Origin of the sequence: Serratia sp. EWG9 (assembly GCF_019913725.1) — a bacterium.
In the GTDB taxonomy this organism is placed as follows: domain Bacteria; phylum Pseudomonadota; class Gammaproteobacteria; order Enterobacterales; family Enterobacteriaceae; genus Serratia; species Serratia ureilytica.
On the sequence record NZ_JADNRO010000002.1, the window covers coordinates 37,240 to 62,278 of the forward strand.

Consider the following 25,039-nt stretch of genomic DNA (forward strand, 5'->3'; position numbering starts at 1 on the left):
CATAGCCCAGGTGCTATTTTAAAATGAATTAAGATATCGTTATTTTTTTATGTAATTGTTAATGCACGGGCTATTGTTCGCCCGCGGGCAATAGGTTAACCACTGTTCGTCCTTTTCGGCGCCCTCATTGCGAATGTTGTCATAGTAATAGACATCCGCCCGGTATTGGCAGTTGAAGCCGGCTTGCCGTATCTCTCGCTTAATGTTTGCCAGCTCGCCGCTGCCTAACCGCATGGTGTAAATTTGGCAATTTTGCTCATTGCCCAGCGGATAAACGTTGATGCGCGTGCTGTTTTGGTAAAGCACAATCGCGGCAAACGGCACTAAACAAGCGGCCATGATCATAATTAAGCGCTGTACCGAGCGGCGAAAGTTCGGCGTTCTTGCCGGCGGCGGCGTTGACGCTATTTCGGTTGCGCTATAATCATTATTATTAATCTCATTGGCTTTAATATCCATCTGTTGAATGCTTGCGGCATTAAATTTAAACCCCTGGCGGGGGTAGGTCACAATAATATCTTCTACGCCGAACTGCGCCAATGACTTACGCAGGCCGGAAACGTAATTATTCAGGTTGTTATTGGAGGCTTTGAGCCCATGCTCAACCCAGACATCATTAAGCAACCTCTCTCGCAGCAGCAGCTTATCATTATTTCGAATAAACAACGAAAGCAATCTGCCGGTCGGTTTAAGTAACGCTATTTTATTGCTGGCATTATCAATATGCGACAGCGTGCCCTCATCCTCATTAAAGAGGATGTCTTCATTTATGATAAAAATCATTTCATTTACCCATCAACTTTCCTGTCGAGGGATTATTCTGAGACCTGATGCACCTTTTTTCAATCCTCACGTTGTGTGTAAATAGGATTTTTCTCTCTATCCGTATAATTGACATGAAATGTTTATCTGCTTACAAGTTTTTTTAAATAAATATTGATAATTAAATTCTATTTTTTAGTGTTAAAATCTATTTTATTGTTATTTTATCGATAATAATCCTGTGTTTTTGTATTTTTGCGACATAACATTTCAAAACAAGATCGGAGGGTGTAAATTTGTTCCCACTGATACGGAGCGCAAAACGCTATGTATTAGCCACGAATACAACGCTCAGGAATAAAGCTGCGGCATTGCATGCGTGACTTACGGATTTAATTTACTCCACTACTTACTAAGGAATGTAAGGGATTTATATGAAACTGAATAAAATTATGCTGGCCGCCGTTATGGCATTTGGTGTTTCTTCTCTGGCGCACGCTGCTGACCAGGGCCACGGTAAAGTGACCTTCAGCGGTTCTATCATTGACGCTCCTTGCTCAATCGCGCCTGAATCTCTGGATCAGACCGTTGAACTGGGTGCAATCTCTAACGTGGCGCTGAAAAACGGCGGTAAATCCACCCCGCGCAACTTCCAGATCAAGCTGGAAAACTGTGAGCTGACCACCAAGAATCCAGGCAAAAACAACACCGTTGCGCTGACCTTCTCCGGTTCCGCTTCTGAAGCCGACAGCAAACTGCTGGGCATCACCGGTACCGCTAAAGGCGCCGGCATCGCCATCACCGACGGCGCAGGTACCAACATCGAGTTGGGCAAACCTTCTAAAGCGCGTGAGCTGCAAAACGGTGCCAACACCCTGAGCTTCGCCGCTTACCTGCAGGGCAGCTCGGCTTCCACCGCCGTGATCGTCCCGGGTGAGTTCCAGTCTGTAGCCGACTTTACCCTGGCTTACCAGTAAGTCGTTACCTGACGAAATACGTGTGATTATCGGGCATGCGGGGCAACCCGCATGCCATTTTCAAAGCAGCATGATTTCACCAGGGAATGGCAATGAACGAACAAATAAAAGAAATAGGGGCTTTTTGCCTATTGCTGGCGCCATTTTTCATTTCCCAGCAGGCGATCTCTGCCGTGCAGGGCGAAGGGCGCGTCAATATGCAAGGGGCTATTATTGACACCGCCTGTGCAATAGCAACGGAAAGCCGAGAGCAAATTATCGATATGGATATTATGCCTGTCTCAGATATTGCGCGCGACGGCAGAGGTCGATCGGTGCCATTCAGTATTGAATTGGTGAATTGCGTGCTCGAACGCGCCGATAAAAACTTACCGGACTGGAAACAGTTTCGGATTACGTTTGATGGCAATAGCGATGGTGAAATGTTTGGCATTAGCGGTAATGCCTCCGGTATTGCGCTGAAAATTACCGATGCCGACGGCAATATTGCCACGCCAGGGAAATCTCTTCCGTCGGTAAATATATTGCCGGGGAATTACCGTCTGAATTACGCCATGACGTTAATCAGTAACCAGCGGCCATTGAAGGCCGGGGACTATTTCTCATCAGTGCGCTTCAAAATGGATTATTACTGAGCCGGCTGATGAGTCAGGGAAATCAATAAATTAAAAGGTCTTGGAAATGATGTTTTTACCTGCCGGGAAACCGTTTCGTTTGCATATTCTCAGCGCCTGCGTGGCGCTGGTGCTGGGCAGCTTGGCGAGCAAAGCCGGCGCGGTGGAAGACATCCAGTTCAATACCGACGTGCTCGACGTGAACGATCGCAAAAACATCGATCTGAGCCAGTTCTCGCGCGGCGGCTACATTATGCCCGGCCAGTACGGCATGGTGGTGCACGTCAATAAAATCGATTTGCCGGAACAGCCGGTGGCGTTTTACGCACCGGACGATGACGCCGGCGGCAGCCGCGCCTGCTTATCGCCAGAATTGGTGGCGCAGCTGGGTATCAGGGATGAGGCGCTGAAAAAGTTAACCTGGTGGCGCGAAGGCGCCTGTCTGGACGAGGCCAGCCTGCCGGGCATGGAGGTGCGGGGTGAGTTGGCTACGTCGGCGCTGTATCTGAGCATCCCCCAGGCTAATCTGGACTACGTTTCGGAGGACTGGGATCCGCCTTCGCGCTGGGACGAAGGTGTCCCCGGCGTGCTGCTTGATTACAACATTAACGCTCAGACCCAGCATCAGCTGCAGGCCGGCACGCGTGGTTACAGCGTCAGCGGCAACGGCACGGCGGGCGCCAACCTGGGGGCCTGGCGGCTGCGCGCCGACTGGCAAGGGAACCTGAACCACCAGACCGGCTCAGGGCAGTCAACCGATAAGCAACTGGACTGGAGCCGCTACTACGCCTACCGGGCGATCCCGGCGCTGCGCTCCAAACTGACGCTGGGGGAAGACTACCTGGATTCCGGGCTGTTCGACAGCTTTCGCTTCGGCGGCGTGAGCCTGCGCTCCGACGACAACATGCTGCCGCCCAACCTGCGCGGTTACGCGCCGGAAGTCAGCGGAGTGGCGAAGAGCAACGCCAAGGTGACCGTGAGCCAGCAGGGGCGGGTGCTGTATGAGACCACCGTCGCCGCCGGGCCGTTTCGTATCCAGGATCTGAACGATGCGGTTTCGGGCGACCTGGATGTGCGGGTGGAGGAACAGGACGGCAGCGTGCAGGAGTTCAAAATGAGCACCGCCAGCATTCCGTACCTGACGCGCCCCGGCTCGCTGCGTTACAAGCTGGCGGCGGGCAAGCCGTCGGATATGGATCACCGCTACCAGGGGCCGATGTTCGGCACCGGCGAATTCTCCTGGGGGGTGAGCAACGGCTGGTCGCTGTTCGGCGGGGCGCTGCTGGGCGGGGATTACAACGCGGCGGCGCTGGGTATCGGCCGCGATTTGATGCTGCTGGGCGCGCTGTCGTTCGACGTCACCCAGTCGCGCGCCAAACTGCCGTACAACGGCGAGACGCTGAGCGGCGGTTCTTACCGCCTCAGCTACTCGAAAAGCTTCGACGAGCTGGACAGCCAGGTGACCTTTGCCGGCTACCGCTTTTCCGAGCAGAACTTTATGAGCATGAGCGAGTACCTGGATGCGCGCCAATACGGGCAGCGGTTCGGCAACAGCAAGGAGATGTATACCATCACCTACAACCAGCAGCTGCGTGATATCGGGTTGAGCGCGTATCTCAACGTTAGCCACCAGACCTACTGGGATCGGCCGGCCAACGATCGCTACAGCCTGACGATGTCGCGCTATTTCGACCTTGGGGATTATAAAAACCTGAGTCTGTCGCTGTCGGCGTATCGCAACCGCTACAACGAGACCAACGACGACGGCATGTATCTGTCGCTGTCGCTGCCGTGGGGCAACGGCGCCACGCTGAGCTACAACGCCACGCTCAACCGTGACGACAGCACCCACCGGGTGGGGTACTACGATCGCATCGACGATCGCAGCAACTACCAGATCAGCGCCGGCGGTTCACGTAGCGGCGCCAACCTGAGCGGCTACTACAACCGCGATGGCGATCTGGCGCGGATGAGCGCCAACGCCAGCTACCAGCAGGACCGGTACAGCGCCATCGGCGGTTCGCTGCAGGGCGGCATGACGTTGACCGCCGAAGGCGGGGCGCTGCACCGCAGCAACATGGCCGGCGGGACCCGGCTGCTGCTGGATACCGAAGGGGTAGCCGGGGTGCCGGTGCGCGGCTACGGCAGCACGATGGCGACCAACCGCTGGGGCAAGGCGGTCGTGGTAGACGTCAACAGCTACTACCGCAACAAGGCCAGCATCGATCTGGACAAGCTTGGCGATAACGCCGAGGCCACCACTTCGGTGGTGCAGGCGACGCTGACCGAAGGCGCCATCGGTTATCGCAAGTTTGCGGTGATCGCCGGGGAGAAGGCGATGGCCGTGATCAAGCTGGCGGACGGCGGCGAGCCGCCGTTCGGCGCCACGGTGCTGAACGCGCGTAAACAAGAGACCGGCATCGTCAACGACGGCGGCAGCGTTTACCTGAGCGGCATCAACGCCGGCGATCGCATGACGGTGCGCTGGAACGGCGCCGAACAGTGCGAAGTGCAGATGCCGACGCCGCTGCCGGCCGAGATGCTGACCGCCAATTTACTGCTGCCGTGCCGGGCATTAAGCGCCGGTACGGGCGGCGACGAACACTGAATTAAGGAGTTTTTATGATGAGCAAACGTAACGCTATCGGCCTGCTGGCCACCACTTCGCTGCTGGCCGGCGCGCTGGCGCCAACCGCGCAGGCGGCCATTGCGCTGGATCGCACCCGGGTGATTTTCGACGGCGGCGTGCAGTCGGTGAGCCTGAGCGTGAGCAACCAGAACAAACAGCTGCCGTACCTGGCGCAGGGCTGGCTGGAAGACGAACAGGGCAACAAGATCCAGAGCCCGCTGACGGTATTGCCGCCGGTGCAGCGCATTGAGCCGGGCAAACCGAGCCAGGTGAAGATCCAGGCGCTGCCGGCGGCGAAGATGCTGCCGCAGGACCGCGAGACGCTGTACTACTTCAACCTGCGCGAGATCCCGCCGAAGAGCAATAAGCCGAACTCGCTGCAAATCGCGCTGCAGACGCGCATCAAGCTGTTCTACCGCCCGGCGGCGATCGCCCCGGAGCGCAACGCCGCGCCGTGGCAGGAGCAGCTGACGCTGAGCAAGCAGGGCGACAAGTATGTGGTCAACAACCCGACGCCGTACTACGTCACTCTGGTTGACGCCGCCAGCCGCAAGGGCGTTGAAGGCGCCAAAGGGTTTGAACCGCTGATGGTGCCGCCGAAGGGCAGCCTGCCGCTGACGGTGAGCGCAGGCAGCGTGGGGAACAGCCCGGTGCTGACCTACATCAACGATTACGGCGGCCGCCCACAGTTGAGCTTCAGCTGTGCGGGTGCGGTCTGCAAAGTGGTGCCGGAGAAGAAAGCGTCTTAGGGGCAGGCCGCAATACATCACCGCCGACGGTAATCAGACAGGCAAAGGGATATGCTGAAGGGGAGAACGGGCTGGTTTTCCATCGCCGTTTTCGATTAACGAAAGGATAATTGAATTTTTATTTATATCAGTGATTACCCTATGTTAAAATGGATGGTTTTTCCTTTCTTTATTTATTTTTATTCCGTTAATGTTTTTTCCGCCGCGTGGGAAATGAAAACGGAATACCGGCCGATAAATGCGACTTACGGCTATTTTGTTGCAAAAATTATTGCCTGGGATACGGAGGATAAGACCCCTAATCCGTTATATGGTTGTGATTCCGGCTCGGAATATTGCTATCTTTCATTTGTTAATACTAATTACCCGTTTTTGAATAAAGTGTATTTTTCAAGTATTACAACCAGTAAAACAATGGGTGAGCTGGGTAAAGATTTTATCCGGAATGGGTTGCTCAATCGGGAGTATCGCAGTATGGATTATTATTATCCTAATAAACCCAATTGTATTTACTTTGGTTATAACAGCCGGGGTAGCAATGGCTCATGGTCTATCTCTTGGTTTCCCGGCGGCGAACAGTGCCGGGTGCCGGAGATCGTACCCAACGTGTGTGAGTTGCGTGAGCCGCTGGTGGAGTTGGATCATGGCATGCTGCGGGCCGAAGTGATTAACGGCAGTACGGCTGAAGCGCAATTGACGGTGGCCTGCACGTTTAATTTCAAAGTAAGAATTATGAGTTCAGATCGGTCTGGGACGGTTTATTTTAACGATAAAAAACAGTTTCGCAGCGAATTGAAATTAGACGGCGTCAATGTGGGGGATGGCTTGTTGATTACCGCGACGCCGGCCGGAAAAACCTTAACGCTGACATCAACGCTTGCGGGATATGACGGCAGCGTGGGGGAGTTTCAGGGGGCGAAAAGCATCATCATTTCGTTACCGTGATTATTAATGATGCTTTAGGCTTTTTACGAAAATAAGTTAATGATTCGCGGTGTGCAAAAGGGGTGCATGCTTGTAGGGCGTGATATATCGATTGATAGGGAGATAAATAAAGTGAATATCGCATCGAATATAGCCTACATGTTTTTTCTGACAATGATGGCTTGCTTACTGACGAACATGCCGGCTTGGGCCGCCACCACGGTATCGGTCAGGGTGACCGTGCTGGCGCCGCTGCCTTGCGTGATCAACGGCAATCAGCCGATTGAGGTGAATTTCGGCGATGAGGTGATGACGACGCGCGTCAATGGCGAAAATTATCGCACGCCCGTCGACTATTCGGTGACCTGCGACAAACCGGAAAAGAACGGCATGCGGCTGTTGATTGCCGGCACCGGAGCGGGGTTCGACGGCAAGCTGCTCCAGACCAACGTCGGCGGCCTGGGCATTGCGTTTTTAAACAACGGTGCGCGTATCGCGTTGAACAGTTGGCAGAATTTCACCTTTCCCGTTTTGCCGAAGCTGGAGGCGGTGCCCGTGAAGCAGGCGAACGCTACGCTGCCGACGGGCGAGTTTACGGCCTCCGCCACGTTGCGTGTCGATTATCAATGAACCGGGAGACGAACATGAAACAGGGCGTTGCCGTGATGCTGTTGTGTGCTAGTAGCCTGGTCGGCCATTCCGTTCAGGCGGCCGAAGAGGTCGCCATGCACCTGAAAGGGACGCTGCGCGTGCCGCCGCCCTGCCGCATTAACGACGGCGGTGTGATCGAAGTGGATTTTGGCCAGCGCGTCGGTATCAACAAAGTCGATGGCGTCAATTACCGGCAGGCGGTGAATTACCGCATCCAATGTGATTTGCCCGGTGCCCTGCCGTGGGAGCTGACGTTGACCTTTAAGGGCAACGCTGCGTCCTTTGATAATGCCGCGTTGCAAACCGATAACGGCAACCTCGGTATCCGCTTGTACCGGGATGACAAACCGTTCGCCCCGAACAGCAGCATCAAAATCGATCCGGCGAATCCGCCGCGTTTGGAAGCGGTGCCGGTTGCCAAAGCGGGCGTGCCATTGAAAGAAGGCGCGTTCGCCGCCACGGCGACGCTGCAGGCGAATTACCTTTGAGCCCACGCTCGGCGGCCGGGAGAAAGAAGAGGAAAAATGCATGGAGAGGATAAGTAAAACGGCGATGTGGCGAGGCGTTATCGGCGTGGGGTTGCTGATCGGCGCGAGCGGGTGTTGGGCCGCTGCTGACAATATGCATTTCAGCGGCGCATTGGTCGCCGAGCCTTGCACGCTGCGGCCGGGTGATGAGGATATCCGCCTGGATTTCGGTACGGTGATCGATAAGTACCTGTATACCTATGGCCGTACTCCCGGCAAGGCGTTCAGTCTGGTGCTGCAGGATTGTGACATCAGCCTGGGCAACACGGTGAAGGTGACCTTCAGCGGCGCTGAAAGCGGTGCGCTGCCAGGTCTGCTGAAGCCGGATGGCGGCAGCCAGGCGACGGGCATCGCCCTGGGGTTGGAAACGATGGCGGGCGCGCCGCTGGCGCTGAATAAGCCGAGTGAGGGATACGCCATCGGCAAAGGCAGCAACAGTTTACAACTGCAGGTGTACGTTCGGGGCGAACCGGAGGCGATAGCGCAAAAGAGCATCGGTCTGGGGGCGTTTTCGTCTGTCGCGACTTTCGGCCTGGAATATGAGTAAGCGTGTTTAGCGTGACGGCAAACGGCCCTAAGCGCCCATTTTATCAGGAGAGAACTATGACAGGGAAACAGACGGTGCGTGACTGGGCATACCTGCGCGGTGAACTGGGCTATTACGCCTCGTTGGGCGGCCTGGCGCTGATGGCGCCGCTCAGCCTGGCGGCCATGATGTGGCTGCTGCCGGCGGCGCAGGCCGTCGATAACTGGGAAGTGGATGGCGCTAACGGCGTGCTTTATGTCAGGGGGGCATTGACCGAAAGCGCCTGCCGGCTGGAGATGGACAGCCTGCGGCAGGAAGTCTGGCTGGGTGAGGTAGCGACCGGGTCATTGACGCAAACCGGCGATCGCGGCGCGGCGGTAAGCTTTGCGCTGCGGTTGCGCGACTGCCTGCGCAGCCCGGCGGCGAGCCGGGATGAACGCACCGGTGCGCTGAGCTGGGCGGCGGATCAGCCGGCGGTGCGGGTGAGCTTCCGTGCACCGGCCGATGCCGACAACCCGCAGTTGGTGAAAGCGCAGGGCGTGAGCGGTATGGGGCTGCGCCTGCTGGATGCCCAGGGCGAAGACATTCGCTTGGGCAGCCGCGGCAAGCCGCTGTGGCTGACGCCGGGCAGCAACGTGTTGAACTACAGCGTGATGGCGGAACGTACCGGCGCGCCTCTGCGGGCGGGGCGTTTTGATGCCGTGGTGGATTTTAGCTTGAGTTATGACTAATTGGGGGAGGCGTGCGCGTGAAACGGCGATCTTTGCCCGAATCTTGCAGAAGCTATGGCGTGTTGGCATTGACGGTTCTGGCCGAGGTGCTCTGTGTCTCACCAGGATTGGCGTCGACGACTCCAATCTCTATCTCCGGCACGATCACCAGCAAACCGCAGTGTGTGGTGAACAACAATCAAACCCTCCGCGTAGAGTTTGGCGATGATCTTGTGACCACTAAAGTTAATGGCAGCAACTATCTTCGCACGATCGATTATACGCTGGAGTGCAAAAACAACAGCAGAAATGCCATGAAGATGAAAGTGGTGGGCGCTGCTGCTGCGTTCAACAGCAGTGCGATTCAAAGTAGCAAAGGCAACCTGGCGATTGCACTGCGGGCCAACGGTGTGCCGCTGATCATTGGCAGTTGGCTTAATTTTACCTACCCGAATAAGCCTGTGTTACAGGCGGTGCCTGTGAAAGGCAGCGGCGCTCTGACCGTCGGTTTTTTTAGCGCGGGAGCGACGCTGATGGTGGATTATCAATGAAGATAAACGTTGGAAAAACGTGGGCCTTGCTGGCTTGTAGCCTGTTTCTGCCCGCATTGCAGGGATGGGCGGCAGACAACGAGGCGGGCCTGTCGTTCAGCGGCACGCTGAACGAACCGCCGTCATGCGTGATCAATAACGGCCAGCGAATCGAGGTGGATTTTGGTCAGAGGGTCGGGATCGGTAAAGTGGATGGGAGGAATTATCTGCAAACCGTCAATTACCGGATCGAGTGTGAGCCGGGTGGCAATGGGCAGGCGCTGGGATTAACAATGGTAGCCACCGCCAGTGGGTTCGATAACGCTGCCGTGCCGACCAACGTTCCCGATCTGGCTGTGCGTCTGTTGTTGGCGGGGAATGCTTTCGTTCTGAATAAACGTGTGGCGATAGATGCTGCCAATCCGCCGACGTTGCAAGCCGTGCCGATCAAACGACCGGGAGCCGGATTAACGCCGCAGGCGTTTAGTGCCCAGGCGACGCTGCTGGCGGATTATCAGTAATACACCGGTTATTTTTAGATAGTTTTGTGCCCGGAGTGAAAATGCCAATGGCTGAAAAGACTGAATTAACGATGCACAAAATGGGTATTAAAAAATGAAAAAGTTATTTCTTGGTCTTTTGGTTTTATTCTTCCACCCAAGTTATGCAGGAATTAATGTTGACTGGCAATTAGATAGCGGAGGGAGTGTATTGCGGTTTACTATTTTGTCCGCAGATTTCTCTGGCGCTCCGAGAGATTGGGATCTTGAATGTGGGGGCATTCTTTCTCGACCGCAATGCAAAATAACAATGTCGCCTGGTGGTTTCGCTGCTCCTGTATATTCATTTGATTTGCCTCAAAAAAATAAGCAAAAAGCGAGTGCGTTGGTTGCTTATTGGGCTTCTAATTTACCGAAAACCGGTGCGATATTAGATTGGGATAAGTGGGTAAAGCAGAACGGTGGTAAATCGCCCTGTATTGTTTTTAATGTTGGCACCAATAATACCGGATGGTTCGCTGATTCTTGCTCTGGTAGCGTTACTGAGCCACCCACCATTGATCCGCCAAAACCGCCGGTATCATGCTCTATGAGCGGCAATATTGATTTGCGCCACGGTTCTCTTGCCGATAGCGAAGTAACCGGCAATCGTGCCGAGAGCACGGCCTACGTTTATTGCTCCGGGGCCGCCAAAGTGAAGGTACGTGCGCTAGCTTCCGTCGGCAGCGACAGCTATACCGTCAATTTGCGCGCTGACGGCAGCCTGAAATCGATGTTGAGCGTCAATGGGGTTGTGGGTAACGCCGGGGTGACGCTGGATGTACCGGGGGGAGGATGGAAAGCGGCGACCTTCTCCTCTTTACTGATAGCCGCAGGAACGCCGGCCCCAGGGGATTTTTCCGGTTCGGCGGTGGCGGTCGTCGATGTTCTCTAACATTAAGGCAATAACGCAGAAAAAAACGGTATTTAATGCCGTGGATTAAATAATCCAATGGTGGAAAGTCTATTCCTTAATGAGGTTGCCAAATGAAAGATGTGCTCCCTGCTTGGCCACTATTTTAAATAGCCCTCTCTGAAAAAGGAGGGGCATGAAAAACCATCTAATATCATCGTCGATGACGAGCACCGTTATTTCACCGCCGGGTTGCGGTTAGGCGTTGCGGAATATGTGCAGCAGCATAATAAAGTCGCGTACTTCCTGCCACCGGGCCGCGATGTGTTGAACGACAGCGTTATGGCGGAGTGCACCGACGCGCTTTTACGGGGCAGGAGGGGTTAGCCTCAGTAATGACCGACGAAGGCGACTCCACGACGGTGCCCCGAAATGTAAATGTGAAAATCGCCAGCTCGATAACGGGAAGGAAAGATGAAAAAAATACTCTTTTTATGGTTGTTGTTGCACGTGCCGCAGGCGGCTGCCAGTTGGGTGATCGATGCGCAATACTCGCCGTCTCAAAAGAGATTTATCGTGAAGGTAATTCGGTGGGATGAGTACGATCCTGCGCGGAATCCATTAAAAAATTGCAGGTTTACCAGTACCTGTAAACTGGCTTTTACGTACTCTGACCGCTCACATTATATAGATCCTTTTGGCTACATGGATATGCCAGAGGCGTCAGATCTAAATACGATGGGGGAATTAGCCCAGCTATTTGCACGGAAAGGTTATCTCAATCGGGAAGTTAAATCACAATTCGGCCTATACGAGGAGCCTTGTCTGGGTTTGGCTTATCCGGTATATAGTGCCGGGTCGATCCCTTATGTTCCTTTGCCAGGCGGCGAGTTTGAATGCTTTGCACCACAAATAGATCCAACCTATTGCAGCATTGCCGATGCTTATATCGAGCTGAATCACGGCACGATAAACACTAACTCAGTTAATGGGAGTGTTGCAGCGAAGCAATTTCGCGTTGCCTGCAATAATGCATTTAGCTTGGCTATCATCGCTGTGGATAAAAATGGTTCCGTCTCTCTTGGTGGTGGCATTATCAGCCATCTTAAAATAAATGGTGTCGATATTGGTTCTGGTTATCTCGACCGGATTGGCCCTGAAGGGAAAACCCTCACGCTGACGTCAACATTAAGCGGATACAGAGGCGGTACCGGCGATTTTCAGGGGTATAAGGTCATTATGCTGACCCTTCCCTGATTTATAAGCTTAGGCTTATAAAAATAAGTTAAAAATGCATTGAAACAACGGGTGAAAATGACGGGTGCAATGACGCGGTCAATCGTGTTTTTATTAAATTTTCAATCTAAATAGAATGATGGGTAAATTAGGAGGGGATAATGAAACCACTCAATATCGTCATCGATGACGAGAACCGCTATTTCGCCGCCGGCTTGCGGTTAAGCATTGTGAAATATGCACAGCAGCATAATAACGTTGCGCACTTCCTGCCGCCGGGCAGCGATGAACGGCCTGACATCGTGCTGGCTTCCCCGGCCCGGCGCACCCGGCGTTGGGCCGCCTATTCCGGGGCGCATGTCGTCACCATTAAGGAAAAGCAGACCGTTGCCTCCGGGCGCGCGAGCCGGGTGCTGTACCGCACCGACGATCAGCAGTGCCTGTTTACGCTGCTGTCTGATACGTTGGCTAATCCGAAGCCGGTATGTCGATTTCCCGCTAAGCTGTTGACTCCCCGTGAGCGGCAGGTTATCGGCTATTTACGGCGCGGGTTGGATCAATCGCAAACCGCCAGAGTGATGGGGGTGAGCGTTAAAACGGTGCACAGCCATAAACGTTCGGTGATGGGCAAGCTGATGCTAAACCGCAGCCATGATTTTATTTATTGGTTGTTATCACCAGAGGCAGAGTATTCCTAACCGTGATGGGGGATAATTTAAATTATTCTCATCTGATATCTTCATAACGCTAAAAAATCATGAGTTGTGATTAACATTCCCCAAGGGAATGTTAAGTATTTTTTTATTCATTTTCTAAATAACACAAAGGGACAGTTATGAAAACGACAGCGGCTTTACTTATTGGCGCTGGCATCATGATGATGTCTTATGCGCACGCCGGTTTTAACGGCAATCAGAATGTGCAGGGGAATCATGGCAACGCCAGCGGCGCCGGCAATAGCGATTTTGGCCAATGCATCAATGGCCAGGGGAAAAATGGCGGGCAATGTGCAGGCAACACCAATACAGACGCCAAGCCTAAAGAGAAAGATAAAGGCGAAGTCATGAATGCGATCTGTGAATCACCGTTTATGAAGAAGTACTTGCCGCTATGTCAGTAATATTGATTTTAAAATGACAAGCAGGGTTATCCTCCCTGCTTTTTTTGTGACTATTGATTAAATAGCCTGTTGTTCCGACTCAAAGCATCAGTTCGGTGAATTATTATCGTTGGCAGTGATGGTAGCTGTGCGTAATTTACGTTGGGTATTATCTACACCAAGGGAAAGGTGAAGTGGATTTGTTTTATTTTGCGATATTCTTGTTCTGTTTAAGCATCTATTCATTCTACAAACATGCGCAGCGGATGAAGAAAAGGCAGTTGTCTATCCAAGACTACGGCCATTCTTCCTGGTGGTTGGCATTACTACGTCATCATTGACGCTGCTGCACATTGTATGAGGTAGCGTTTTTTACCAGAGAGTGAGTATCCGCCTCAACGAAATTGGGCATTACTCGCCTGGCGAGGCCACTTTCACGCCTAATGCCGAGAATGCGGCAATTCGCTTACCCTTGGAGCCAACGTTTTTGGGGGGATGCAAGCAGAGAAGGGAGCATTCGTCCTGTGTCGCTGGCCTGCAGGGTGAGGCCTTTGGCCGAATAATCGAACGCAGTTCGATGGAGAGTCCGTACCCCAGAAAGCGAAAAACCCGCCATAGGCGGGTTCTTCTAAATAGGGCGACCGGACTCGGACAACCGGCGCTGGCGCCGCGTTGAACAGCGCTTTAGCGCTGGCCCGCAGGGTGAGGCCCTTGGCCGAATAATCGAACGCAGTTCGATGGAGAGTCCAGTCCCTGAAAAGCAAAAACCCAGCCATAGGCTGGGTTCTCTAAATATGGTGCCCGGACTCGGAATCGAACCAAGGACACGGGGATTTTCAATCCCCTGCTCTACCGACTGAGCTATCCGGGCAACGGGCAGCATTAAACCGTATTGGCCGAAAGCCGTCAACGGCTTTATGCGTGAAATACGCGAAAATGCCTCCGGTTGCTGGCTTTTCAGGCAAAGGGCGCAAAAAATGCGCCTGTTGGGGCTATCGCCTCGGGTTGGTGGCGCTGCCAACCCTGCCGATTCAGCTCAACGCCCCGTTGCGGCGGCACTGCGCCACCTGCAAGATGTCTTCCGCCAGCCGTTTGGCGACCGATACGTCCTGGAGCTGGCGTTTTACCAGCAGTTTGCTCAGGCAGCCTTCCTGAATCAGCTCCATTTGCTGCGCCACCATGTCGGCGTCGTCGGCATCCATGTCGCGCAGTAGCTCGCGGGTCAGCTCCAGCGAGGTCAACTTCTGTTGCTCCGCCAGTTGGTGGATCGGGTGATCCGTTTCCGGGAAGAAGCTGCAGGCGGCGATAAACAGGCAGCCGGGGTAGCGGTCTTGCTGTACGTATTCCGCCAGCACGTCATAGCGCGCCAGCAGCTTTTGCTGCGGGCTCAGGCTTTCGTCCAGCAGCAGCTGGCGGCGCCAGGTGTCGATCTGCTGGCCGTGGTAGCGCAGGCAGTCGTACAGCAGCGCTTCGCGATCCGGCCAGAACCGTTTGAGATCGCCGGGCTGAACGTCGAGTTTTTCCGCCAGCATCTCTAATGTGGCGGTCGCCAGGCCCTGTTGTTCCAACAGGCCCAGCGCGGTATCAAGGACGTGTTCACGTTGCACTTGTGCTTCCTCCTCTTCAGTTCAGAACCTCAGTGTTATTTATCACATCACTTTCTGCAAATGCGCGTTGAAGGCTTCCGCCTTCATAAAACCGGTGACCCGCTCGGCCGTCAGCTCGCGGCCTGCCGGATCGAAGAACAGGATCGTCGGCAGCCCCAGCACCTGCAGGTGCTTCAGCAGCGCCGCCTGTTCCGCACCGTTGGCGGTCACATCCGCCTGCAGCAGCACCGCGTTGGCCAGGCTCGCCTGCACCGCCGCATCGCTGAAGGTGTATTTCTCGAACTCTTTGCAGGCTACGCACCAGTCGGCGTACAGGTCCAGCATCACCGGTTTGCCCCGCGCCTGTTGCAGCGCGAGATCGAGCTGTTCGACGTTGTTGATGCGGGTAAAGGCCAGGTGCGGCTGAGCCGCCTGCTGCGCCTGGTCCGCACCGAAAGCCCAGTCCTGCAGCGGCCGCGCGGCGATCACCGCCGCCGCCAGCAACAGCAGTTGCAGGGCGCGCGCCCAGCCGCGTGCGCTTCTCAGGCTCAGGGCGAAGGCCCAGCCGAAGAACGCCAGGCCGAGCAGGCTCCACAGGCGCAGGCCCCACAGATCGCCGATCACCCGCTCCAGCAGGAACACCGGCAGCGCCAGAATGACGAAGCCGAAGGCCTCTTTCACGTACTGCATCCACGGGCCGCTGCGCGGCAGCAGGCGGTTGCCGAACAGGGTGACGATCACCAGCGGAATGCCCATCCCCAGCGCGTACAGGTACAGCGTGCCGCCGCCGGCCCACAGATCGCCGCTTTGGGCGATATACAGCAGGATGGCGCTGAGCGGCGCGGTGGTGCAGGGGGAACAGATCAGCCCAGCCAGCGCGCCCATCAGGAATACGCCGGTCAGTGAGCCGCCGCGCTGGGTGTTGCTCCAGTTTGCCAGCCGGGTTTGCAGCGCCGAGGGCAGCTGCAGGGAATAGAGGCCGAACATCGACAGCGCCAGCGCGATGAACAGCGCCGACAGGCCAATCAGCACGTAAGGATGCTGCAGCGCCGCCTGGAACTGCAATCCGGCGGCGGCCACCACCAAGCCCAGCAGGGTGTAGGTGAGCGCCATGCCCTGCACGTAAACCACCGCCAGCGCCAGAATGCGGCCGCTGCTTTGCGGCCGGTCGCGGCCGAGGATGATGCCGGAGATCAGCGGGTACATCGGCAGTACGCAGGGGGTGAAGGCGATGCCGATACCGATCAGCAATGCCCACAGCGGCGAGAACGGCAGGCTGGCCGGTGTTGCGGATTGTTCGGCTGGCTCAGAGGCAGCCGCCGAGAGCGGCGCGGCTGCGGTGGCGCTGACCGCGTCCAGCGGGATGGTTCGGGTTTCCGGCGGGTAGCAGAAGCCGGCCTCGGCGCAGCCCTGATAGGTGACGCTGAGGCTGGCGTTGGCCGCCGCCTGTTGCAGCGGCACCTGCAGATTCAGCTGCTGTTTGAAAATCGCCACTTCGCCGAAGAACTCGTCCTTGTGGTTTAACCCTTCGGGCAGGGTAAAGGCGCCGAGCGTCGCCTGCTGCGGCACCAGTTTGATCTGCTGGCGATACAGGTAATAGCCGGGGCGGATCTGCCAGTTCAGCGTCACCTGCCCGCCTTGCTGTTTGAAATCGAAGGCGAAGGCCTGATCGACGGGCACGAACTGGCTGCCGCCCTTCGGCGCGAACAGAGAAGCCTGCGCCGCCTGCGGCAGGAAGCACAGGCTGCACAGCAGCAAAATCAGTCTAATGAAGCGTTGATCCATAACAGGTAGTCTTTATCTCCGGCCATCACCGGCAGCACCAGCAGCTCGGGCGTCTGGTAGGGGTGATGTTGTTTCAGGGTGTCGAGCAGGGCTTGCTGACGGCGGCGATCGCTTTTGAACAGCATCTGCACTTCGTATTCCTGTTCCAGTTTCCCTTCCCAGTAATACAGCGAGGTGGCGCCGGGCAGCAGCGTGGCGCAGGCCGCCAGCTTATCGCCCAGGACCCGCGCCGCCAGTTCCTGGGCGCTGGCTTCATCGGGTGCGGTACAGAGTATGACGACAGCTTCGCAATCAGACATCTTCAGCCCTCTCATCGGTTCGAATGGGCACTATACCCTGAAGGCGGATTGGCTAGAAGGCGAGTTTATCGCCAGAAAGAAAACCGGGGCCGCAGCCCCGGTCGACGCCTTACAGCATGACGCTGCCGAGCAGGAAGCCGAATACCACCGCGAAAATCACGCCCATGGTGCCGGGAATGAAGAACGGGTGGTTGAACACGAAGCGGCCGATGCGCGTGGTGCCGGTATCATCCATCTGCACCGCGGCGACCAATGTCGGGTAGGTCGGCAGGATGAACAGGCCGGAAACGGCGGCGAAGGAGGCGACGGCGGTCAGCGGCGACACGTTCAGCGCCAGCGCCATCGGCATCAGCGCCTTGGCGGTGGCGGCCTGCGAGTACAGCAGCGCCGAGCAGAAGAAGAAGATCACCGCCAGCAGCCACGGGTGCGCCTGAATGACGCTGCCGGCCGTCTCTTTGATCCAATCGATGTTGGCCTGGACGAAAGTATCGCCCAGCCAGGCGACGCCGAGGATACAGATACAGGCGCTCATGCCGGCCTTGAAGGTACTGGAGTTCAGCACCATGTCGGTGTCGACGCGGCACAGCAGGGTGGTCAGCGTGGCGACGCTCAGCATGATGATCAGAATGGCGTTGGTGGTGTTCATCAGCGGCTTGGCCACCAGACCCAGGCCCGGGCTGTTGATGATGGCGTAGGCGACCACGCACAGCACGCCGAGCAGGAACAGCAGCACCGAGGTTTTGGCGCGTGGTTTGATCGCCAGCGCGTTGTTGCCGCGCAGGGTGATCAGGCCTTCTTCCAGGCGTTTCAGGTACACCGGATCGTTAGACAGCTTGGAATCGAACAGCCAGGTCACCAGCAGCGACATCAACAGCACCGCGCAGAAGGTGGACGGGATCACCACCATCAGCAGGTGCAGGTAGCTGACGCCGTGGCCCTCCATCACCGAAGACATGTACACCACCGCGGCGGAGATCGGCGAGGCGGTGATGGCGATCTGGGCGGAGACCACGGCGGTCGACAGCGGGCGGCAAGGCTTGATGCCCTGTTCTTTCGCCACCTCGGCGATCACCGGCAGCGCCGAGAGCGAGATGTTGCCGGTGCCGGCGAAGATGGTCAGGAAGTAGGTGACGATAGGGGCGAGAATGGTGATGTGCTTGGGGTTCTTGCGCAGCAGTTTTTCGGTCTGCTGCACCAGGTAGTCCATCCCCCCGGCGACCTGCATGGCGGAGATCGCCGCAATCACCGCCATGATGATGGAAATCACGTCGAAGGGAATGTTGCCCGGTTTGACGCCGATCAGCGCCAGCGCCAATACGCCCAGTCCCCCCGCGAACCCGATACCGATACCGCCCAATCTGGCCCCTAAAAAGATGGCCAGCAGAACGATAACCAATTCTACGGCTAGCATAATGTTTACTCCTTAAAATGAGATTTCCCGTCATCCTTGAAACTGCATCGGTGTTGGCTGCGAGCGCTCACCCCAGTCACTTACTTGAGTAAGCTCCTGGGGACTTGCGCTCTTGCCGCCTTGATGCAGTCCCAATGATTTAGGGTGTAAATTGAAAATAAAACGTTAAAATTTTGTGGGCGCCTAAAAGTAAAAAGGCACGCTATCCAGAGGATTTAGCGTGCCTTTCAGGGCTACCGGGTAGGTCTGTTATTGTTCATTTTCATCCGTATAGCGTTTGGCTTTATAGGCCGGGTGCATCAGGTTCTCCACGGAGAAGATGTCATCCAGCTCGGCTTCGGTCAGCAGGCCGCGTTCCAGCACCACTTCGCGCACGCTCTTGCCGGTTTCGGCGCAGATCTTCCCGACGATGTCACCGTTATGGTGGCCGATGAACGGGTTCAGATAGGTGACGATACCGATCGAGTTGAAGACGTAGTGTTCGCAGACTTCTTTATTCGCGGTGATGCCGTTAATGCATTTTTCCAGCAGGTTGTAGCAGGCGTTGGTCAGGATGTGGATCGACTCGAACATCGCCTGGCCGATCACCGGCTCCATCACGTTCAGCTGCAGCTGGCCCGCTTCGGCCGCCATGGTAACGCAAGTGTCGTTGCCAATCACCTTGAAACACACCTGATTGACCACTTCCGGCACCACCGGATTCACTTTGGCCGGCATGATGGACGATCCCGCCTGCAGCTCCGGCAGGTTGATTTCGTTCAGGCCGGCGCGCGGGCCGGAGGAGAGCAGCCGCAGGTCGTTACAGATTTTGGACAGTTTCACCGCCAGGCGTTTGAGCGCGCTGTGCACCATCACGTAGGCGCCGCAGTCGGAGGTGGCTTCGATCAGGTCTTCCGCCGGCACCACCGGCAGGCCGCTGACTTCCGCCAGTTTTTGCACCGCCAGCGGCTGGTAGCCTTCCGGGGTGTTGAGCGCGGTGCCGATGGCGGTGGCGCCGAGGTTCACTTCCAGCAGCAGTTCCGCGGTGCGGTGCAGATTGCGAGTCTCTTCGTTCAGCAGCACGCTGAAGGCGTGGAATTCCTGGCCGAGGGTCATCGGCACCGCGTCCTGTAGCTGGGTGCGGCCCATTTTCAGGATGGTTTCGAACTCTTTCGCCTTACGATCGAAGCCTTCGCGCAGCTGGTTGATGGCGTCGATCAGTTTCTGGTTGGAGGCGTACACCGCGATGCGGAACCCGGTCGGGTAGGCGTCGTTGGTGGACTGGCATTTATTGAGGTGATCGTTCGGGTTCAGGTACTGGTATTCGCCTTTTTGATGGCCCATCAGCTCCAGGCCGATGTTCGCCAGCACTTCGTTGGTGTTCATGTTCAGCGAGGTGCCCGCGCCGCCCTGGAATACGTCCACCGGGAACTGATCCATGCACTTGCCTTTATCCAGCACCTCGTCGCAAGCCTGGATGATCACGTCGGCGATTTTGCGCGGGATGGTTTTGAGTTCTTTGTTGGCCATCGCCGCGGCCTTTTTCACCATCACCATGCCGCGAACGAACTCGGGGACATCGCTGATTTTGCTGTTGCTGATGTAGAAGTTTTCAATCGCACGCAGAGTGTGAACTCCGTAGTAAGCGTCTGCGGGGACTTCACGTGTTCCTAACAGGTCTTCTTCGATACGAATGTTGTTTGACATGAGAACCTTCTCTATGTGTTGCTGCCGAATTAATAATTTGTCAGGTCAAGGCTAGTAAGGGCACAGCCTAAATTAATATTGCCGAAGGCTTGGGGCGTGAAACGATTAACCAAATCGCCCGTAGCTGCCCAGATCATATGCTGGTTGGTAAGAAATGACTGAATCCAGATCACCTTATGGTGTTTAAGGATATGCCCTTTTTCGGTTCTGTGACTTCTTTCACGTTTGTGAACTTTAGCAATAAAAACCGGCTCTCGGTTGAAATGGTGGGGGGATGCCCTCATTGTAATAGTGTCGGCCGTTTACGGCCTCTTTTTTCGCGCCGTCGCCCCGTGGCGGCCGTGCCTTACCTACCGATAGGAGAACCAGGTGCGCTGGTTACCGCTACTGCTGATATTTCTGCTGGCTTACATAGAAATATCCATCTTTATCAAAGTCGCCGCCGTGCTCGGCGTGGCTGTCACCCTGCTGCTGGTGGTGTTCAGCTCCTGCGTCGGCATTTCGCTGGTGCGCAATCAGGGCATGAAAACCTTCGTGCAGATGCAGCAAAAACTGGCGGCCGGCGAAAGCCCGGCGGCGGAAATGGTGAAAAGCGTTTCGCTGGTGCTGGCGGGCTTCCTGCTGCTGATACCGGGCTTCTTCACCGATTTCCTCGGCCTGTTGCTGCTGCTGCCGCCGGTGCAAAAATCGCTGACGCTGAAACTGATGCCGCACCTGTCGGTGTATCGCCCCGGCGGTTGGACGGGCGGCGACGCCGCCAACGGCAATACCTTCGACGGCGAATTCCAGCGCAAGGACGATGAACGCCCGGTGCTGGAACACCGCCCGGACGAGGATCGCAAACCTCACGATCGTTAAGCAAACGCGGCTCTGGCCGCGTTTTTCATCTCTGCGGCACTCGTCGGACCAAAAATGCGAAATTTTTTTTGTTCGCCCCCTTGAAGGGGGCTGGAACGCCCCCATCTCAAATGCCACGAGGCCGGTAATAACAACCATCCGGTGTACAACCCTAAATCTGATAGAGACCTTCTTACAGGAGAGCGTTCAATGAGTATTCGTCCATTGCATGACCGCGTTATCGTCAAGCGCAAAGAAGTTGAATCAAAATCTGCTGGCGGCATCGTCCTGACTGGCTCTGCTGCGGGTAAATCCACTCGCGGTGAAGTGGTTGCAGTGGGTAAAGGGCGTGTGCTGGAAAACGGCAACATCCAACCGCTGGATGTGAAAGTTGGCGATATCGTGATTTTCAACGACGGCTACGGCGTGAAAGCAGAGAAGATCGACAATGAAGAAGTGTTGATCATGTCCGAAAGCGACATTCTGGCAATTGTTGAAGCGTAATTGCGCTTTATCTTCTGAACTGAACGAGTTGAAGGGAAATACCAATGGCAGCTAAAGACGTAAAATTCGGCAATGACGCTCGCGTGAAAATGCTCCGCGGCGTGAATGTTCTCGCTGATGCAGTAAAAGTGACCCTGGGCCCGAAAGGCCGCAACGTAGTGCTGGATAAATCTTTCGGCGCACCGACCATCACCAAAGATGGCGTTTCCGTTGCGCGTGAAATCGAACTGGAAGACAAGTTCGAGAACATGGGCGCACAGATGGTGAAAGAAGTGGCCTCCAAAGCGAACGACGCGGCGGGCGACGGCACCACCACTGCAACCGTACTGGCTCAATCCATCATCACCGAAGGCCTGAAAGCGGTTGCTGCAGGCATGAACCCGATGGATCTGAAGCGCGGCATCGACAAAGCGGTTGTCGCTGCGGTTGAAGAACTGAAAAAACTGTCCGTACCTTGCTCCGATTCCAAAGCTATCGCTCAGGTAGGCACCATCTCCGCCAACTCCGACGAAACCGTGGGTAAACTGATCGCGGAAGCGATGGAGAAAGTGGGCAAAGAAGGCGTCATCACCGTTGAAGAAGGCACCGGCCTGCAAGACGAGCTGGACGTGGTTGAAGGTATGCAGTTCGACCGCGGTTACCTGTCCCCATACTTCATCAACAAGCCGGAAACCGGTTCTGTTGAGCTGGAAAGCCCGTTCATCCTGCTGGCTGACAAAAAGATCTCCAACATCCGCGAAATGCTGCCGGTGCTGGAAGCCGTTGCCAAAGCAGGCAAACCGCTGCTGATCATCGCTGAAGACGTTGAAGGTGAAGCGCTGGCGACCCTGGTGGTCAACACCATGCGCGGCATCGTGAAAGTGGCCGCCGTTAAGGCGCCTGGCTTCGGCGACCGTCGTAAAGCCATGCTGCAGGACATCGCTACCCTGACTGCCGGTACCGTTATCTCTGAAGAGATCGGTCTGGAGCTGGAAAAAGCCACCCTGGAAGACCTGGGTCAGGCGAAACGCGTTGTCATCAACAAAGACACCACCATCATCATCGATGGCGTGGGCGACGAAGCGACCATCCAGGGCCGCGTTGCTCAAATTCGTCAGCAGATCGAAGAAGCGACCTCTGACTACGATCGTGAAAAACTGCAGGAGCGCGTAGCGAAACTGGCCGGCGGCGTTGCCGTTATCAAGGTTGGCGCAGCCACTGAAGTTGAAATGAAAGAGAAGAAAGCCCGCGTTGAAGACGCCCTGCACGCGACCCGCGCCGCAGTGGAAGAAGGCGTGGTTGCCGGCGGCGGCGTAGCGCTGATCCGCGTTGCAGGCAAAATCGCCGCGCTGAAAGGCGACAACGAAGACCAGAACGTGGGTATCAAAGTTGCGCTGCGCGCAATGGAAGCCCCTCTGCGTCAGATCGTGGTCAACGCCGGTGAAGAAGCTTCCGTTATCGCCAACCAGGTGAAAGCGGGCGAAGGCAGCTACGGCTACAACGCTTACTCTGAAGAATACGGCGACATGATCGCGATGGGTATCCTGGATCCAACCAAAGTGACCCGTTCTGCTCTGCAGTACGCGGCTTCCGTGGCTGGCCTGATGATCACCACCGAATGCATGGTCACCGACCTGCCGAAGGCTGACGCACCGGATCTGGGCGCAGCAGGCGGCATGGGTGGCATGGGCGGTATGGGCGGCATGATGTAATCATCCCCCACACGCTTGTGTGCTGAGAACCCCGGTCAAATGACCGGGGTTTTTTTTAGCTTAAAAATCAATAAAAAGAATGTTTATTTAGCTTGTTATTAGTTAACTGAATGAATTATTGCATTATTTTGCTTTTACCCTAAACCGTTGTCGTTTCGTACCGATATAGCCCTTACCGAGCGGGGAATTTCCCCTCGCCGGTGTGACTGTCAACGGAGACGACTTATGCTGAAAAATATGAAAATAGCCACCTGGCTGATGTTGATGCTGTTGCTGCTGGGCTTGATGCCCATGGGAACCGGCGCCATCGCCTTCTATTTCATGCAGCAAAACGGCCACAGCATCGACAGGATGAGCACCTTCTCCGACGAGGAAGCGGCGCTGAACCGCAGTTGGCGTGCTTTGCTGCAAACGCAGACGCTGATCGACAACATGGCGTTCGAGCGCTGGGCGCAGACCAGCAGAGCCGATATTCAACAGGGTATCGATGAGGCGCGCGGTGAGCTGCGCAGCGCCGACGTCGCTTTCAATCTGTTTTGGGAGACGCCGGGCCTGACGGTATCGCGCCCGGATCTGGGCGAGGCGATGAAAAAGGTCTATCTGGCGCAGCAGGCGGTGCTGAAGCAAGAACTGACGCTGTTGGCCGACACGCCGCAGGCGGCGCTGATCGAGCGGCTGCACGCCATGGCGGCAGAGAAGCGCCAGGTGCGCCAGCGGCTGGATAACCAGTTTGCCGACTACATGCGGGCCACGGTGGCCGCCCACCGTCTGGCAGTGGAAGAGGCGGAGCAGACCCAAAAAGTCTTCGCCCGTCTGCTGAGCGGCACTCTGGCGGCGATCCTGCTGCTGCTGGTCGCCGTGCAGCGTGATTTCCGCCGGCGCTTGATTCTGCCGCTGCGCCAGATCGCCGAACATTTGCAAAAGGTTGGGCGCGGCGATCTACGCAGCGAGATCGCGGTACGCAACAACAATGAGATCGGCATGCTGTTCGCCAGCCTGCGGACGATGCAGCAGGAGCTGAGTGCCACCGTGCAGCAGGTGCGTGACGGTGTGGAGTCGATCAACCACGGTACGCACGAGATCGCCGTCGGCAACGCCGATCTCTCCAGCCGCACTGAAGAACAAGCCAGCGCGCTGACGGAAACCGCCGCCAGCATGGAGCAGATCACCGCCACGGTGCGGCAAAACGCCGATAACGCCACTCAGGCCGCCGGCATGGTCAATCAGACCGCCGCCATTGCCCGCAACGGCGAAACGCTGATGGCCAGCGCGGTCGACAAGATGCGGGCGATCAACGACAGCGCGCGTCAGGTGGGGGATATCACCAGCGTGATCGACGGCATCGCCTTCCAGACCAACATTCTGGCGCTGAACGCCGCCGTCGAGGCCGCGCGTGCCGGGGAGCAGGGGCGGGGTTTTGCGGTGGTAGCCGGCGAAGTGCGCAATCTGGCGCAGCGCTGCGCGACTTCGGCCAAGGAGATCAGCGGTCTGGTCGACGGCGTAACCGGCGATATCGCCGCCGGCGTGCGGCTGGTTGAACAGGCGGGCGAGACGATGAATGCCATCGTCGGCTCGGTGAACCAGGTGACGTCGCTGATGGATAACATCTCCTATGCGTCGGAAGAGCAAAGCAAAGGCGTCGAGCAGGTCGGGGTAGCGGTGACCCAGATGGATCAGGTGACCCAGCAGAATGCCGCGCTGGTGGAGGAGGTGGCGACCACCGCCGTCGGCGTGGAGGAACAGGCGGCCCTGCTGGCGCAGGCGGTGGCGGTATTCAAACTGGCGGAGGGGGAACCGCGTCAGGGCGAAGAGCTGGCGCAGGCATCGGCGGCCGTTGCCGGTTGGGTATAACGCCGCCGCACTGTATTTGATGATATTTTTGCCGCCCGGGGCGATTTAGCTGGTAAACTGGTA

25 protein-coding genes and 1 tRNA gene are annotated in these 25,039 nt (G+C 56.3%); 19 read left to right on the top strand and 7 right to left on the bottom strand.

The features are described 5' to 3' along the window. Positions 1-39: 39 nt before the first annotated feature. Positions 40-783, bottom strand: a complete 744-nt coding sequence (locus ITX55_RS05575) for a winged helix-turn-helix domain-containing protein (RefSeq protein ID WP_197752291.1) — start codon at positions 781-783, stop codon at positions 40-42. A gap of 413 nt (positions 784-1,196) precedes the next feature. Here ITX55_RS05575 and ITX55_RS05580 point away from each other — a divergent pair, with 413 nt between their 5' ends. The 15 genes from ITX55_RS05580 (at position 1,197) to ITX55_RS05650 (ending at position 13,347) form a co-directional block, all read left to right on the top strand. After that, positions 1,197-1,739: a fimbrial protein gene (locus ITX55_RS05580; protein WP_072626553.1), complete on the top strand. Its 543-nt coding sequence runs from the start codon at positions 1,197-1,199 to the stop codon at positions 1,737-1,739. Between the two features lie 92 nt (positions 1,740-1,831). Then, entirely contained in the window at positions 1,832-2,374 is a 543-nt protein-coding gene (locus tag ITX55_RS05585) for a fimbrial protein (RefSeq protein ID WP_164058192.1), read from the top strand. 46 nt (positions 2,375-2,420) lie between these two features. Then, entirely contained in the window at positions 2,421-4,961 is a 2,541-nt protein-coding gene (locus ITX55_RS05590) for an outer membrane usher protein (protein WP_197756239.1), read from the top strand. A 17-nt stretch (positions 4,962-4,978) separates the two neighbouring features. Then, a complete protein-coding gene (locus ITX55_RS05595; RefSeq protein ID WP_042785627.1) occupies positions 4,979-5,731 on the top strand; it encodes a fimbria/pilus periplasmic chaperone in 753 nt (250 codons plus the stop codon). Positions 5,732-5,872: 141 nt separating this feature from the next. Continuing rightward, positions 5,873-6,676 (top strand): hypothetical protein, encoded by an 804-nt coding sequence (locus ITX55_RS05600; RefSeq protein ID WP_197756240.1) that lies wholly within the window; start codon positions 5,873-5,875, stop codon positions 6,674-6,676. A 111-nt stretch (positions 6,677-6,787) separates the two neighbouring features. Next, entirely contained in the window at positions 6,788-7,285 is a 498-nt protein-coding gene (locus ITX55_RS05605; protein WP_223524322.1) for a fimbrial protein, read from the top strand. A gap of 14 nt (positions 7,286-7,299) precedes the next feature. Beyond that, positions 7,300-7,794, top strand: coding sequence for a fimbrial protein (locus tag ITX55_RS05610; protein ID WP_042785628.1), 495 nt, complete (start codon positions 7,300-7,302; stop codon positions 7,792-7,794). Between the two features lie 40 nt (positions 7,795-7,834). Beyond that, positions 7,835-8,380, top strand: coding sequence for a fimbrial protein (locus ITX55_RS05615; protein WP_369795890.1), 546 nt, complete (start codon positions 7,835-7,837; stop codon positions 8,378-8,380). Between the two features lie 56 nt (positions 8,381-8,436). Continuing rightward, positions 8,437-9,090, top strand: a complete 654-nt coding sequence (locus ITX55_RS05620) for a fimbrial protein (RefSeq protein WP_197756241.1) — start codon at positions 8,437-8,439, stop codon at positions 9,088-9,090. A gap of 59 nt (positions 9,091-9,149) precedes the next feature. Continuing rightward, the gene (locus tag ITX55_RS05625; RefSeq protein WP_223524319.1) at positions 9,150-9,620 is read left to right on the top strand and encodes a fimbrial protein; all 471 of its coding nucleotides are present in this window, start codon (positions 9,150-9,152) and stop codon (positions 9,618-9,620) included. Then, positions 9,617-10,120 carry a fimbrial protein gene (locus ITX55_RS05630; RefSeq protein ID WP_089192464.1) on the top strand — a complete coding sequence of 168 codons (504 nt, stop codon included), beginning with the start codon at positions 9,617-9,619 and terminating at the stop codon, positions 10,118-10,120. Before ITX55_RS05625 ends, ITX55_RS05630 begins: the two co-directional genes overlap by 4 nt. A gap of 94 nt (positions 10,121-10,214) precedes the next feature. Further along, positions 10,215-11,033, top strand: coding sequence for a hypothetical protein (locus ITX55_RS05635; protein ID WP_145957783.1), 819 nt, complete (start codon positions 10,215-10,217; stop codon positions 11,031-11,033). Positions 11,034-11,465: 432 nt separating this feature from the next. Then, on the top strand, positions 11,466-12,248 hold the full coding sequence (locus tag ITX55_RS05640; RefSeq protein WP_042783501.1) for a hypothetical protein: 783 nt from the start codon (positions 11,466-11,468) through the stop codon (positions 12,246-12,248). Between the two features lie 140 nt (positions 12,249-12,388). Next, positions 12,389-12,925 (top strand): helix-turn-helix transcriptional regulator, encoded by a 537-nt coding sequence (locus tag ITX55_RS05645; protein ID WP_042783502.1) that lies wholly within the window; start codon positions 12,389-12,391, stop codon positions 12,923-12,925. A gap of 137 nt (positions 12,926-13,062) precedes the next feature. Continuing rightward, positions 13,063-13,347 carry a hypothetical protein gene (locus ITX55_RS05650; RefSeq protein ID WP_042783503.1) on the top strand — a complete coding sequence of 95 codons (285 nt, stop codon included), beginning with the start codon at positions 13,063-13,065 and terminating at the stop codon, positions 13,345-13,347. Positions 13,348-14,121: 774 nt separating this feature from the next. Here the strand turns inward: ITX55_RS05650 and ITX55_RS05655 are convergent. The 6 genes from ITX55_RS05655 to aspA all read right to left on the bottom strand — a co-directional run bounded on the left by ITX55_RS05655 (position 14,122) and on the right by aspA (position 20,093). Beyond that, positions 14,122-14,197, bottom strand: a tRNA-Phe gene (locus tag ITX55_RS05655). A 160-nt stretch (positions 14,198-14,357) separates the two neighbouring features. Further along, complete coding sequence (locus ITX55_RS05660) at positions 14,358-14,933, bottom strand: transcriptional regulator (RefSeq protein WP_004929655.1); 576 nt, start codon at positions 14,931-14,933, stop codon at positions 14,358-14,360. 42 nt (positions 14,934-14,975) lie between these two features. Beyond that, positions 14,976-16,697, bottom strand: a complete 1,722-nt coding sequence (locus tag ITX55_RS05665; protein ID WP_197756076.1) for a protein-disulfide reductase DsbD — start codon at positions 16,695-16,697, stop codon at positions 14,976-14,978. Further along, the gene (gene cutA / locus ITX55_RS05670; RefSeq protein ID WP_042783505.1) at positions 16,673-16,996 is read right to left on the bottom strand and encodes a divalent cation tolerance protein CutA; all 324 of its coding nucleotides are present in this window, start codon (positions 16,994-16,996) and stop codon (positions 16,673-16,675) included. The genes ITX55_RS05665 and cutA overlap by 25 nt, the downstream gene beginning before the upstream one ends. 109 nt (positions 16,997-17,105) lie before the next feature. Then, positions 17,106-18,407 carry an anaerobic C4-dicarboxylate transporter gene (locus ITX55_RS05675; protein WP_033641606.1) on the bottom strand — a complete coding sequence of 434 codons (1,302 nt, stop codon included), beginning with the start codon at positions 18,405-18,407 and terminating at the stop codon, positions 17,106-17,108. A gap of 249 nt (positions 18,408-18,656) precedes the next feature. After that, positions 18,657-20,093 (bottom strand): aspartate ammonia-lyase, encoded by a 1,437-nt coding sequence (gene aspA / locus ITX55_RS05680; protein WP_004929659.1) that lies wholly within the window; start codon positions 20,091-20,093, stop codon positions 18,657-18,659. Positions 20,094-20,462: 369 nt separating this feature from the next. On the opposite strand from aspA, the gene ITX55_RS05685 reads away from it, so the two are divergent. The 4 genes from ITX55_RS05685 to ITX55_RS05700 all read left to right on the top strand — a co-directional run bounded on the left by ITX55_RS05685 (position 20,463) and on the right by ITX55_RS05700 (position 24,976). Further along, the gene (locus ITX55_RS05685; RefSeq protein ID WP_004929660.1) at positions 20,463-20,951 is read left to right on the top strand and encodes an FxsA family protein; all 489 of its coding nucleotides are present in this window, start codon (positions 20,463-20,465) and stop codon (positions 20,949-20,951) included. Between the two features lie 189 nt (positions 20,952-21,140). After that, positions 21,141-21,434 (top strand): co-chaperone GroES, encoded by a 294-nt coding sequence (locus ITX55_RS05690; protein ID WP_004929661.1) that lies wholly within the window; start codon positions 21,141-21,143, stop codon positions 21,432-21,434. A 44-nt stretch (positions 21,435-21,478) separates the two neighbouring features. Then, positions 21,479-23,125: a chaperonin GroEL gene (gene groL, locus ITX55_RS05695; RefSeq protein ID WP_004929662.1), complete on the top strand. Its 1,647-nt coding sequence runs from the start codon at positions 21,479-21,481 to the stop codon at positions 23,123-23,125. 225 nt (positions 23,126-23,350) lie between these two features. After that, complete coding sequence (locus tag ITX55_RS05700) at positions 23,351-24,976, top strand: methyl-accepting chemotaxis protein (protein WP_060660045.1); 1,626 nt, start codon at positions 23,351-23,353, stop codon at positions 24,974-24,976. The last annotated feature ends 63 nt before the right edge of the window (positions 24,977-25,039 follow it).